We start from the raw sequence: 13345 nt of genomic DNA, 5'->3' as shown, positions 1-13345 counted from the left end.
GACATGCTGGAGTTTGGCGAGCAGCGATTTATTACAGGGATGCAAGATTACCAACGACGGCTACTGCAACGACTTGGCGAGATGTACGAATTATTTTATTCCTAAATTGGCTGCGGAATGTCGGATAGATACTAGAGTTAAAAATATTGGAGCAGCTGTTTTTAATATTCTGTATTTATCAATAGCTGAGTATGTCAACTTGATGGATTCAGATATTGCACCTATAACAAAAGGTATAGATATAGCAAGCCATAAAAATACTACAATCTTAGTGTTATATTCTACTTCCAAAAATACTAAAAATGGTATTGCAATTATTGCTAGAATTATACTTAAAAGAACCAATACAACACCTAGCGCGTAGCTTTTATCCGAAAGCTTTGGTTTTACATCTTGGCATATTTCCTCTAATGACATGTTGTAGAGACGACTAATCATCCTATGCTTCGTTCTTTTCTTGTGGTTTCGAAATGACCAAATAATTAGTTCGTCTGGATTTGTTAGAAGATTTAGCCTCGAAAGCTTCTCTGTTGTGCGCTGTAACATTCGGTAGTTTATGAACTCCCTCAATACCCAAGCAGAAAAGATTGCGGTTACAGAAAAAGTTATAACACCTGTTAGGGCTCCCTCTAGGCCATAGGAAATCGTGAAGTAGGCAAAGATAAAGGAGCCTATAGATATCATTAGCAGAGACATAGTTAGTGAATATATAAAGCGGCATTTATCTACCCAAGTTACTGCTACCCTAATTTTCTCGCCATCCGCTCTCAGGTAGGGCTCTACTCGTTTCAGTTCATGATGAGCGATTAACCCCATTTCATGAATTTTCATTAGCATGGCAATGCTGTGTGATGAGGTCCTTACCCCAGATGTGAGAAAAAATATCTCAGCTTCTTTTACTGACTCAAGGTGTTTGCAAAGTTGTTCATCCTTGATATTAGATGCATCAAATGAGTTAAGTCGCTTTAGATACCTTTTGATATAAGTATCTTCATAAAAGTTGATTAGACCTGTAATGGCCTTAACAAGTAGCCCAATAGTTGCAACCATTAGAAATATTGATGCTGTTATTGGATTTTCTGCAATTATTTCTGAGATAGGTATGTCCACGGCTATCACTAATAATAGGATGAGTATTTGATGTTTATATCAGATATTTGAGGTTTTTGGTAGATTGGGTTGTTGTGGTTAAAATGCTACATGCTCGCTACATTCGCCCCAAAAAAAGAAAAGGCCTGAGTGGTTACTAACCTCTCAGGCCTTGCTAAATTTGGTGGCCCCTCGCAGACTTGAACTGCGGACCTACCGATTATGAGTCGGGTGCTCTAACCAGCTGAGCTAAGGGGCCTAATTTTATTGTTGCTTTAAAAGGTTTGCAGAAGCGCTAACTTCTGTCTCGACATCCTTATCTTAGTTCAGTCAAATGAGCTGTAAACCTGCAAGATAAAAGGTCTGTTTATTCTTCTTATTAAGCGGGGGAGATTATATATAGCTAGTTAAGCTCTGTCTACTGCTGCAAAATCGTTTGCTGATTTTATAGTCAGTTTAGTGGTTTGACTGCATAAAATTGCTGCAAAGGCTGAATTAAGTCGCTTTTGTTGCGGTAGTTTAACAGTCTGTGAGGCGGTTTTTTACAGGAGCTGGCGGGTGAGGTTGCTGGGTTAGTGCCATAGTTTGGCGACTAAATGTTAGGTAAAAAAATACCAGTCATTTGACTGGTATTTTTATTGGTAAAGTAGGTTAGATGTTATTCATCTAGGAAGCTGCGCAGTTGTTCGCTGCGGCTTGGGTGGCGTAGCTTACGCAATGCCTTAGCTTCAATTTGACGAATACGCTCACGCGTTACGTCGAACTGTTTGCCTACTTCTTCTAAGGTATGGTCTGTATTCATGTCGATACCGAAACGCATACGCAGTACTTTAGCTTCACGAGCAGTTAGGCCGGCTAATACGTCGTTAGTCGCATTTTTCAGGCTTTCGCTGGTGGCTGAATCTACCGGTAGGTGGATCGTGGTATCTTCAATGAAGTCACCTAAGTGCGAATCTTCATCATCACCAATTGGCGTTTCCATGGAGATTGGCTCTTTGGCAATTTTCAGCACCTTACGGATCTTGTCTTCTGGCATGATCATGCGTTCAGCCAATTCTTCAGGAGTAGGCTCGCGACCCATCTCTTGTAGCATTTGACGTGAAATACGGTTCAGTTTATTGATGGTTTCAATCATGTGAACCGGAATACGTATGGTACGTGCTTGGTCGGCAATCGAGCGAGTGATTGCTTGGCGGATCCACCAAGTTGCATAAGTTGAGAACTTATAGCCACGACGGTATTCAAACTTATCAACCGCTTTCATTAGGCCGATGTTACCTTCTTGGATTAAATCTAAGAATTGTAGGCCACGGTTGGTGTATTTTTTCGCAATTGAAATTACCAGACGTAAGTTTGCTTCAACCATTTCTTTTTTAGCACGACGAGCTTTCGCTTCGCCGATGCTCATGCGACGGTTGATGTCTTTAATGTCGGTAATATTCAGGCCTGTTTCTTCTTCAACAGATGCCATTTTAACGATACAACGTAAAATTTCGTCTCTTAGTACTAATAGTGCTGCACTGTGAGGCTTGCCTTCTGCAATGGCGTTTTCTAACCATGAGCGATCGGTTTCATTACCTGGGAAGATGGCAACGAATGACTTTTTCGGCATTTTACATTGGTCTACAACCATTTTAAGGATCAGACGCTCTTGAACACGAACACGATCCATCATTGAACGCATGTTGCTTACCATGCGGTCAAATTGCTTAGGTACTAGGCGGAATTCTTTAAAGACTTCAGCAAGTACGATAATGGCTGCTTTTGAATCTTTGCTTTGACGACCCGATTTAGCGATGATCGCAAGCAAGTTGTCGTGCGCTTCACGCAGAGCGGCAAATTTTTCTTTTGCCAGTTCTGGATCGGGGCCCTTGTCTGCTTCGTCTTCTTCTTCGTCATCGTCGTCATCATCGAGGTCTTCATCATCGAGATCTTTATCTGATAATTCTGAACCTATATGTGTCGCGGTAGGCGCTAAAGACTCTTCTTCGTTTGGATCGATGAAGCCTGAGATAATATCACTTAGCTTGATCTCTTCCGCTTCAAAGCGGTCCCATTGCTCAAGTAGGTAATGAATCGCTTCAGGGTACTCGGAAACCGAAGTCTGAACTTGGTTAATACCTTCTTCAATACGCTTAGCTATGTCAATTTCGCCTTCACGGGTTAACAGTTCAACTGTGCCCATTTCGCGCATGTACATACGTACTGGATCGGTAGTGCGACCTATTTCTGATTCAACCGAGGCGAGGGCTTGTGCTGCTGCTTCAGCGGCGTCCTCATCTGCGGTATCTTCCGAAAGCATAAGATCATCGGCATCAGGTGCGTTTTCTACTACCTGAATACCCATGTCGTTAATCATTTGAATAATATCTTCAATCTGATCAGAGTCGACAATGTCTTGGGGTAAGTGATCATTTACTTCGGCGTAAGTAAGGAAGCCTTGTTCTTTACCTTTGGTAACCAGAAGTTTTAACTGAGACTGAGGGGTTGGCTCCATAGACTCCATCCGATTAGGGGTTAAGGATTGGTGCAAAAATGCAAGGGCGCGATTATAATGCCTTTGCGCTGAATATGCTAGCTAGAAGGTGATAACTTTCTGCTTTGAATGAGCTCACTGAGCTGTTTTTTCTCTTCAAGGCTAAGTTGACCCGTTCTTGCTTTGGCTAGCAGTGCTTCTTCTTTTTGTTCGATATAAGTTGAAAGCAATTTATCTAAGGTGTCTAAAAACACCGCTTCAACTTGTGTTGCTTCAATATGATGGTCCCACATGGCTAATTTTGCCAGTTGGTTACCTTCTTTTGTGCCGCGCCAGTCTTCAATAAGCTGGCCTGTAGTGATATGGGGCTGCTGCTGGCACTTTTCAAGTAATTGTGCAAAAAGAGCGCTGCCCGCTAAATTTAATTCTGAAATTTCAGGTAGCGCCGGTAATTCTGACGCTAATTGTGGAAACTGGACCACTAAGGCGACCGCAAGGCGCATTGGGGTTATTTTTTGTTGTGTTGCCCGTACTGGTTTTTTTGCGTTGTCTTTATTTTCTGATTCGGGTAATAATTTTTCTAAACCTGCTAGGTCAATCGCCAGTAAATTGGCCAACTTTTCCCGCATCATGTGAGAAAATACGCTACTTGGCAGCTTTGCGATCAATGGCATTGCCAGTTGCGCGAGTTTGGTTTTACCGTCGCGCGAGCCCATGTTCACTTGTTGTAGTAAGTTTTCAAATAAAAACTCTGACAGTGGCGTGGCTTGACCTAAGCGTTGCTCAAAAGCTTCTTTACCTTCTTGGCGCACCATTGAGTCAGGGTCCTCGCCATCTGGTAAAAACATAAATTTTAATGATTTACCATCTTGTAACAAGGGTAGAGCATTTTCTAGTGCCCGCCAAGCAGCGGCGCGACCTGCTCTGTCGCCGTCGTAACAACAAATTACTTCGTCGGTAGTACGAAACAGCGTTTGTAAGTGCTCAGGCGTGGTGCTGGTGCCGAGTGAGGCAACCGCATAATCAATACCAAATTGTGCCAGTGCAACGACGTCCATGTAGCCTTCGACTACTAATATCTTTTGCACGTCCTTGTGGGCTTTTTTGACTTCATAAAGGGCATAAAGTTCCCTGCCTTTATGAAAAATAGGGGTTTCGGGTGAGTTTAAGTATTTTGGTGTGCCATCACCTAATACACGTCCACCAAAACCGATGACACGGCCACGGCGATCGCGAATGGGGAACATAATTCGGTCGCGAAAACGGTCGTAGCTACCCCCGTTTTCTTTGGCGATAAGCATGCCGCCTTCAATGAGTTGCTCTTGCGCTTCTTTGCCGATGGCGAAGCGTTTTCTTACTTCATCCCAGCCATCAGGTGCAAAGCCAATACCGAATTGTTGGCAGACTTCGCCACTTAAGCCACGCCCTTTTAGGTAGTCGATGGCCTTTTGGCTATGGGCTTGACCACGTAGCTGTTGCTGATAGAAGCGGGTAATTTGCTCCATCAATTCGTATAAATCTTTTTTACCTTGAATTTGTGCGGGGGTGGGCGCTGGACCAGCACTTTTTTCACGCGGCACTTCGAGGCCATGCATGCTGGCAATTTCTTCAATGGCATCAGGAAATTCAAGGCCATCATATTCCATAACAAAGCTAATGGCATTGCCATGCACACCACAACCAAAACAATGGTAAAACTGTTTGCTTTGGCTAACGGTAAAAGAGGGAGATTTTTCGTTATGAAAGGGGCAGCAAGCCTGATAGTTTTGGCCCGCTTTTTTCAGTTTGACTCGGCTGTCGATGAGATCGACGATGTCGGTTCGAGCTAAAAGGTTATCAATAAAATCGCGTGGGATCCTGCCTGACATAAACCCTCTAATAAAGCTTTATTAAAAGCCTTAAAATAAACAAGCCGCACTCTTTCGAAAAAGGCGCGGCTTATTCTGCTTTCGCGTAAATATGGATTAAGAAAGGCTGGCTTTTATTTTGCCGCTAACTTGTCCCATATCTGCTCTACCTTGAATCTGGCTTTTTATCGCCGCCATCACTTTGCCCATATCTTGCATTCCCTGAGCACCGGTTGATTCCAGTGCTGCAGCGATAATGCTGTTTACTTCTTCCTCGGTAAGAGGTTGAGGTAAGAATTCTTGTAGAACGTTAAGTTCTTCAGATTCTTTATCGACAAGGTCTTGACGATCTGCTGCTTCAAACTGCGCGATGGAATCTTTACGTTGTTTAACCATTTTGGTTATAACAGCAATAATGTCATCGTCAGATAACTCAATACGGTTATCGACTTCGCGTTGCTTAATTTCGGCCATCAACATGCGGATTGCGCCCAAACGAACTTTGTCTTTTGCGCGCATTGCTGCTTTTTGTTGGTCTTGCAACTTCTCTTTCAAGGTCATTACGAACGCCTTATTAGTAAAGACGAACGCGACGCGCGTTTTCGCGAGCTAGCTTTTTCAAATGACGCTTAACTGCAGAAGCTTTAGCGCGTTTACGAACAGTAGTAGGTTTTTCGAAGTACTCACGACGGCGAACTTCAGAAAGGATACCTGCTTTTTCGCATGAACGCTTAAAGCGACGTAGTGCTACATCAAACGGTTCGTTTTCACGTACTTTTATTACTGGCATATGCCCATCACCTCAGGGTGTTATGTTAAGCCGGTCGTAGATTGACCAGTCTGTTTAAAAATGGTGCGGAATTTTAATCTGATTAGGGGGCATTTGTAAACCCCGTTTAATTGTCTCTGGTGAAAAAAGCTGATAATAGTTAAACTAGCCGCGCTTTCAGAGGAGTCAATATGCGTATTTTAGGGTTAGAGACATCGTGTGATGAAACCGGTGTGGCCATTTATGATGATGAGCAAGGCTTATTAGCTCATCGTTTGTACAGCCAAGTCAAGTTACATGCCGATTATGGTGGTGTGGTACCTGAGTTAGCGTCGCGTGATCATGTCAGAAAAACCATTCCTTTGATAAAAGAAGCCTTGGCTGAGGCCAACTGCAGCAAAGAGGATATTGATGGCATTGCATTTACTGCTGGTCCCGGATTAGTTGGTGCACTGTTAGTGGGTTCAACGATTGGTCGTAGTTTAGCCTACGCTTGGGGCGTGCCTGCTGTTGCTGTACATCATATGGAAGGCCACTTATTAGCACCAATGCTCGAAGATGATCATCCTGAGTTTCCGTTTCTTGCGCTGCTGGTTTCCGGTGGTCATAGCATGATGGTTAATGTGCAAGGCATTGGTGAATATGAAATTTTAGGTGAGAGTGTCGATGATGCTGCCGGTGAAGCTTTTGATAAAACAGCCAAATTAATGGGGCTGGATTATCCCGGTGGGCCTTTATTGGCAAAATTAGCTGAACAAGGCACACCTGGTCGCTTTAAGTTTCCAAGACCGATGACCGACAAGCCGGGTTTAGATTTTAGCTTTAGCGGTTTAAAAACCTTTGCCGCCAATACCATTCACAGCGAAGGTGATGATGAGCAAACTCGCGCCGATATTGCTTATGCCTTTCAAGATGCAGTGATTGATACTTTAGGGATTAAATGCCGCCGTGCACTAGACCAAACGGGTCTTAAATCATTGGTAATAGCGGGTGGTGTCAGCGCGAACAAGCAATTGCGTGAGCAACTTGAAGTGATGATGAAAAAGCGCAATGGCCGGGTGTATTATCCACGTCCTGAATTTTGTACCGATAACGGCGCCATGATTGCTTATGCTGGGATGCAGCGTTTAAAAGCGGGGCAATTTGAGTCGTTAAGTATTACAGCTAAGCCACGTTGGCCAATTGATACCCTTGAACCTCTGACGAAGTAAGAAAGCTGACCTGATTTGTAAAAAAGAGGCTAAAGGATGCTTAAGTTACTCTTGAGCATCCTTTTTTGTATCTTGCTTGTCTGTATCTGGCGATTTATTCATGGAAAATTTACGCCAAATTTTTAGCTCGGTGCCGTTGTATAAACGAGCAATGTTTTCATGATGGCGAAGAATCACTAAGCAGCCCAGCATGGATACCGGTAGGGTATATTCCGGTTTAATAAAGTAGGTAAACACTGGCGCGGCGAGGGCGGTAATAATGGCGGCTAATGATGAGTAGCCACTAAGGGCAACCACTAACAGCCAGCAGCCAACCAATAAACCCGCCACATCCATACCTAAAGGCAACATGGCACCCATTGAGGTGGCGACGGCTTTGCCGCCCTTAAAATGAAAAAAGATCGGATAGATGTGACCCAAGCAGGCCGCAACGCCGACTAAGCCGATGTAAACCGGTTCAAATCCCGCCCAGTAGGCGCAGTAAACGGGAATCGTGCCTTTTAATAAATCAGCAAGTAATACCCAAGCTGCGGCTTGTGGCCCGCCGAGTCTGAGTACGTTGGTGGTACCGGGATTATTTGAGCCGTGAACGCGGGGATCGGGGAGTTTTTTCAAGCGACAGATCAACACTGCACTGGAGACTGAGCCTATCAAGTAGGCTAAAAAAATAAAAATAATGACAGTGGCAGTCATAAATTGCTGTTTTTCCTTGTCTGCTTTTGCGCTATTATCGCCGCTCTTTTTATTGCTTACCGATAATACGCTTAATTATTGGACGGCGGTAGCCCTAACTGGGCAAAAATATCAACCATATCAGGAATGCAAATGGATCGCGTATTTATTAACTCACTTGAAGTCTTATCTACCATTGGGGTTTATGAATGGGAGAAAACCATTAAGCAGAAGCTGGTATTTGACCTGGTTTTAGCCTTTGATAATCGCCCTGCGGCCGCCACGGATGATATTAATTTAGCGTTAGATTATGCGGTGCTATCACAACGCGTGGTGGAGTATGCTCAGAACAATGTTTTTGAGTTACTTGAAACCATGGCCGAGCGTGTCGCGGCGCTGATTTTAGATGAATTTAATGTGCCAGGTTTGCAGCTTACCTTGAGCAAGCCGGGCGCGGTAGTGATGGCGGCAAATGTCGGTGTGCAGATTACCCGCGGTGACTTTTATGGCTCGTCTGCGCAAGGCAATCTAGGGTAATGGCACAGATTTATATCAGTGTTGGCTCCAATATTGAGCGAGAACGCTATATTCAGGCGGGCATTGATGCCATGGCGGCTATATTTGGCCCGTTAACACTTTCTTCTGTATTTGAAAGTGAAGCAGTCGGTTTTAACGGCACTGCTTTTTATAATTTAGTGGTGGGCGCACAAACCGAGCTCAGCGCTCAGCAAGTGGCTTTACACCTAAAAGCCATTGAAGTGGACAATGGCCGAAAGCCTAATTCACGCAAATTCTCGCCGCGAACCTTAGATCTTGATTTACTGCTTTATGATGATTTGATCACCGATGACGGCGTGCAGCTGCCGCGTGATGAAATTCCCCACAATGCTTTTGTTTTATGGCCATTGGCTGAATTAGCGCCAGAGCTGGTTCATCCTGTATTAGGCCAAAGTTACGCATCTCTTTGGCAAGCTTATGATAAATCGTCACAAACTTTGTGCAAAATCCCTTTCATTTGGAATACTTCGTTAAGGAAAAACTAGCATGACCATGCTTGAAATCATGGTTCTGGCAATCGTCCAGGGCCTAACTGAATTTTTACCTATCTCTAGCTCTGCGCATTTAATTTTACCTTCGCAAATTTTGGGTTGGCATGACCAAGGTTTAGCGTTCGATGTGGCGGTGCATGTTGGTACCTTGATCGCGGTGGTGCAATACTTTCGCCGTGAAGTAAGCACCATGGCGGTGGCTTGGACCGGCTCTGTGTTAAAAAAACAGCATAACCAAGACAGCAAATTGGCGTGGTGGATTATCTTAGGCACAATTCCTGCGGGTTTGTTTGGTTTGCTCGGCAAAGAGTTTATTGAAACGTATTTACGCAGTGGTTATGTCATTGCCACTACCACTATCGTATTCGGTTTGTTGTTATGGTTTGCCGATCGCATGGCGAAACAACAAGTTACCGAATACCAATTAGGTTGGAAAACAGTGCTTATCATTGGTTTTGCGCAAGCTGTCGCCCTGATCCCGGGTACTTCTCGCTCAGGTATTACGATGACTGCAGGCTTATTTTTAGGCATGACACGTCAAGCTGCTGCGCGTTTTTCATTCTTGTTATCTATTCCATTGATCTTTTTAGCGGGCAGTTATTTAACCTTGAAGCTGGCGGTATCGGGTGAAGCGGTTGATTGGTTTTCAATGACGGTTGGCGCAGTATTGGCTTACTTCAGTGCGCTTATCTGTATCACTTTCTTTTTGAAAGTCATTGAACGTATGGGTATGTTACCTTTTGTGATTTACCGCTTATGTTTAGGTGTGGCACTGTTTGTGGTGTTGTCTTAGTCATACCCAATCAACCTGGATATGCTTGAAACATGTATCTTCAAGTTGATTGTGTAGATGTGGGCGCTAGTCCCAGCTGACTAGCGCATTTTGGCAATGGTTATCTAAGCTAAGCTTTGTTGTTCAGATTGACGCCACTTAGCGCTCATTCTGCTTACTTTGCGTGATAAAGCTATTCAGGGCTTGAATGCGCTCTTTACTTAATTGTTGTTTAATCTCTAGGCCTTTAAATCCCGCCGCCATAATTGGCTTTACATCCACTTGTTGGGCCGTTTGATAGGCTTCAAATAAGTAATCAGCTTCGGCGTAGGGTTTGTCCTCAAAGCCTAATCTTCCGGTTAAATCTGCTTTACAGGTAAGCAGCAGCTGCTCAAATCGTTGTGGTTTTCGCCACGCGTCAGCTTGATCTAATAGCTCGAGTATTTGCTCCGCGGTTAAGTCAAACGCGCGGTGTACGGTGCCATGCACTTGGCTCATGATTAATGCTAAATCGCGACATTCATTGGGCACTTTACAGCGCTGACACATGGCTTTAATCACCGCTAATCCCTTAATGCCATGATGCTTATGGCTGGGCCATAAGTCAGGGTCGGTCAATGCTTTGCCAAAGTCGTGGCAGAGGGCGCTAAAGCGCACTTCTAAATCTTGAGAGAGTAAGGCTGCTTGCTCTATCACCATTAACGTGTGTACGCCGGTGTCTATTTCTGGGTGCCACCTCTTAGGGCCAGGCACGCCGAATAAGTTATTAAGCTCTGGCAGTAAGGTAGGCAAGGCTTGGCAGTCTTTTAATACTTGAAAGAATACTTGCGGTGAGTCGCTGAGGAGGGCTCCTGACATTTCTTGCCAGACGCGCTCTGGCGTAAGGTGTTCAAGCTCGCCGTTGCGGCTTAGCTGCGTCATTAAGGTTAAGGTTTCGGGTGCAATGGTAAAGCCTAATTTATGATAACGGGCAGCAAAGCGCGCCACGCGCAGCACTCGCAGTGGATCTTCGGCAAACGCCGGGGAAATATGGCGTAAAACTTTGTTATTAAGATCTCTTTGGCCGTTATACGGGTCATGAATTTGGCCGTTCTCATCTTGCGCCATGGCATTGATAGTTAAATCACGGCGCAGTAAATCTTGTTCTAAAGTAACATCTTGCGCGAAGTAGCAGGCAAAACCTGTGTAACCTGAGCCGGTTTTGCGCTCGGTGCGAGCAAGGGCGTATTCTTGCTTGGTTTTTGGGTGCAAAAATACCGGAAAGTCTTTACCCACTTGCTGATAGCCAGACGCGATCATTTGCTCTGGAGTGGCACCCACTACCACGTAATCTCGGTCTTTTATATTTAATTTCAAAAGGCTATCGCGAACTGCGCCGCCAACAAGATATATTTGCACAACCAATCCTCATTACTCACGTTCTCTGATTATACCCAATAGTGCTTAAGATGAGCACAAGTCTTAAGTTAGTTAGGTTAGCTTGGTGTATTTAGATTACTTTTTATCACTGCAAACGTGATTTTTTTCTTTTTCCTACCTCAAGCTCGAGGAGCAGTCGGAAAAGATATGCGTCTCTGCGCAAAACTGAAATTCTCTGGCTGCTTAGTTTTGGTAAAATCATGCTCTCTGCTATAGTGGGCGTCCACTGGATGGATGCAGTTAGACTATGTACACAGAGTTTTTTGGATTAAGAGAAAGTCCCTTTTCAATCGCCCCTGACCCTGATTACCTATATTTAAGTGATCGGCATAAAGAAGCGCTAGCGCATTTAATGTATGGATTAAATGGCGGCGGTGGCGGGTTTATTTTGCTAACGGGCGAAGTTGGCACCGGTAAAACCACGGTATGTCGATCTTTGCTACAAGAGCTACCAGAGCGTACCGAGCTGGCGTTTATACTCAACCCTGCCTTAACTGAGTTGGAGCTACTGGCGACGATTTGTGACGAGTTTTCGATTGAATACGATCGCAAATCGCCAAGTTTAAAGCACTTATTTGATGTGATTGCGGCCTTTTTACTTAGCAATCATCAGCAGAATATGAACTCTGTTCTACTTATCGACGAGGCTCAGTTACTTAACCCCAATGTATTAGAGCAGCTTAGGTTGCTAACTAACCTCGAAACTGACCGCAAAAAACTATTACAAATTATTTTGATAGGTCAGCCTGAGCTGCAACAACTGCTGAAAAAAGATGAATTGCGCCAATTAGCGCAGCGGATCACCGCGCGTTATCATTTGTTGCCACTGAATATGATCGAAGTGTGTAATTACATTCGCCACCGCTTGCAAGTGGCGGGTTGTCAGTTACCCATTTTTAGTAAATCCAGTCTCAAAGAAATTCACCGTCAAAGTGGCGGTGTGCCGCGGCTGATCAATTTGATTTGTGACCGTGCTCTTTTGGCTGCGTTTGCCAATAGTGATCACACTATTACGCCGCTATTGATCAAGTCTGTTGCCAATGAAGTGCGTGGCGATGGCGCGGTAGAAAGTTTGAACGCACGGCCATTTATTTATGGCGCCATTGCGCTGTCGGCTGTTTTACTGGGTGTATTAACACTGCCTTACATGTCTGGCCCTGCCAATGTCAGTGATGATGAGTTACTGGCGGTGGTGACGGGTGAAATCAGCCCAGCCCCAGAATTAATTGAAAATGTTGATGATGTGGTCGCGCAAGCATTAGCGCAAGGGCAATTAAAAGCACAAGCCGCTGAGCCAGACTTAGACCTTGACGCTGATATTGAGCCTACTCAGGTGGTAACGGCAAATAGCACTATTAGCAAAGTGCCTGAAACGGCTACGGCAACAAAAACCGCTAAAGTGGACGTTGATCAAACACCAAATGACTTAAAGATTCAGCGCCGATTAGAAAAAGTAGTGGTGGATAGCCGTGAGCCAGAAGCCGCGATGCAGAACCTGTATAAAGTGTGGGGCTACGAAGTACCGTTGCAGCAGGCAACCTGCGAACGCGCTAGAGCGGCGGGCTTACATTGTTTAAATGATAGTGGCAGCATTCGCACTTTAAAAGAGATGAATCACCCCGCGGTGGTTAAAATGTTTGATAAGCGCAACGATATCTACTTTGCCACCTTGATCGCGCGTGATGAAAAAGGTTTTGAATTATTGATTAATACGCGCCGGGTTAAGGTAAGTGAGTCGTGGTTTAACGCCCATTGGAGTGGCTCATATACCTTGTTCTGGCAAGCGCCAACCGGTTATGAAAAAGCCATTGGTTTTGGTACTCGAGGGGCGGCAGTGCAGTGGTTGGATGATAGCTTAGCGAGTGTGTTAGGCCATGCTATGCGCAATGCGCGTGAATTTGATTATGAACTACAAGATAGGGTGATGCGCTTTCAAGATGAGCATCACCTTAAAACAGATGGAATAGCTGGTGTACAAACTATTCTTAGGCTGAACTTAGCGGTGAATAATACGATGCCGAAACTTAAGGTCGAGGGATAA

The 13345-nt window shown here is 44.6% G+C and carries 12 protein-coding genes and 1 tRNA gene; 5 read left to right on the top strand and 8 right to left on the bottom strand.

The features are described from left to right. Positions 1–90: 90 nt before the first annotated feature. The 6 genes from K6Y31_RS14380 to rpsU form a co-directional block, all read right to left on the bottom strand. Positions 91–1110, bottom strand: coding sequence for a hypothetical protein (locus tag K6Y31_RS14380; protein WP_233053653.1), 1020 nt, complete (start codon positions 1108–1110; stop codon positions 91–93). Positions 1111–1271: 161 nt separating this feature from the next. Further along, positions 1272–1348: transfer RNA gene (locus tag K6Y31_RS14375), tRNA-Ile, on the bottom strand. Between the two features lie 399 nt (positions 1349–1747). Continuing rightward, the gene (rpoD, locus tag K6Y31_RS14370) at positions 1748–3586 is read right to left on the bottom strand and encodes an RNA polymerase sigma factor RpoD (RefSeq protein WP_233053652.1); all 1839 of its coding nucleotides are present in this window, start codon (positions 3584–3586) and stop codon (positions 1748–1750) included. A gap of 77 nt (positions 3587–3663) precedes the next feature. Beyond that, the gene (gene dnaG, locus K6Y31_RS14365) at positions 3664–5433 is read right to left on the bottom strand and encodes a DNA primase (RefSeq protein WP_233053651.1); all 1770 of its coding nucleotides are present in this window, start codon (positions 5431–5433) and stop codon (positions 3664–3666) included. A gap of 96 nt (positions 5434–5529) precedes the next feature. Next, complete coding sequence (locus K6Y31_RS14360) at positions 5530–5973, bottom strand: GatB/YqeY domain-containing protein (protein WP_233053650.1); 444 nt, start codon at positions 5971–5973, stop codon at positions 5530–5532. A gap of 13 nt (positions 5974–5986) precedes the next feature. Continuing rightward, positions 5987–6202 (bottom strand): 30S ribosomal protein S21, encoded by a 216-nt coding sequence (gene rpsU / locus K6Y31_RS14355; protein ID WP_119912023.1) that lies wholly within the window; start codon positions 6200–6202, stop codon positions 5987–5989. A gap of 170 nt (positions 6203–6372) precedes the next feature. Here rpsU and tsaD point away from each other — a divergent pair, with 170 nt between their 5' ends. After that, positions 6373–7392, top strand: a complete 1020-nt coding sequence (gene tsaD, locus K6Y31_RS14350; RefSeq protein ID WP_233053649.1) for a tRNA (adenosine(37)-N6)-threonylcarbamoyltransferase complex transferase subunit TsaD — start codon at positions 6373–6375, stop codon at positions 7390–7392. Positions 7393–7437: 45 nt separating this feature from the next. Here the strand turns inward: tsaD and plsY are convergent, their stop codons facing one another. Beyond that, on the bottom strand, positions 7438–8085 hold the full coding sequence (gene plsY / locus K6Y31_RS14345; protein ID WP_233053648.1) for a glycerol-3-phosphate 1-O-acyltransferase PlsY: 648 nt from the start codon (positions 8083–8085) through the stop codon (positions 7438–7440). Positions 8086–8217: 132 nt separating this feature from the next. Between plsY and folB the strand changes: the two genes are divergently transcribed. From folB to K6Y31_RS14330, 3 genes are read left to right on the top strand one after another with little or no spacing between them, the layout of a single operon-like run. Beyond that, entirely contained in the window at positions 8218–8601 is a 384-nt protein-coding gene (gene folB / locus K6Y31_RS14340) for a dihydroneopterin aldolase (RefSeq protein ID WP_233053647.1), read from the top strand. Continuing rightward, entirely contained in the window at positions 8601–9107 is a 507-nt protein-coding gene (gene folK / locus K6Y31_RS14335; RefSeq protein WP_233053646.1) for a 2-amino-4-hydroxy-6-hydroxymethyldihydropteridine diphosphokinase, read from the top strand. Before folB ends, folK begins: the two co-directional genes overlap by 1 nt. A gap of 1 nt (position 9108) precedes the next feature. Beyond that, complete coding sequence (locus K6Y31_RS14330) at positions 9109–9906, top strand: undecaprenyl-diphosphate phosphatase (protein ID WP_233053645.1); 798 nt, start codon at positions 9109–9111, stop codon at positions 9904–9906. Between the two features lie 138 nt (positions 9907–10044). On the opposite strand, the gene K6Y31_RS14325 is transcribed toward K6Y31_RS14330, so the two are convergent. After that, the gene (locus tag K6Y31_RS14325) at positions 10045–11283 is read right to left on the bottom strand and encodes a multifunctional CCA addition/repair protein (RefSeq protein ID WP_233053644.1); all 1239 of its coding nucleotides are present in this window, start codon (positions 11281–11283) and stop codon (positions 10045–10047) included. 268 nt (positions 11284–11551) lie between these two features. On the opposite strand from K6Y31_RS14325, the gene K6Y31_RS22335 reads away from it, so the two are divergent. After that, positions 11552–13345, top strand: a complete 1794-nt coding sequence (locus K6Y31_RS22335; RefSeq protein WP_282560181.1) for an ExeA family protein — start codon at positions 11552–11554, stop codon at positions 13343–13345.

The organism is Motilimonas cestriensis, assembly GCF_021295315.1.
GTDB lineage: Bacteria > Pseudomonadota > Gammaproteobacteria > Enterobacterales > CBDFNC01 > Motilimonas > Motilimonas cestriensis.
The sequence above is the reverse complement of the archived record's forward strand: the minus strand, read 5'-3'. Positions and strand labels throughout refer to the sequence as shown.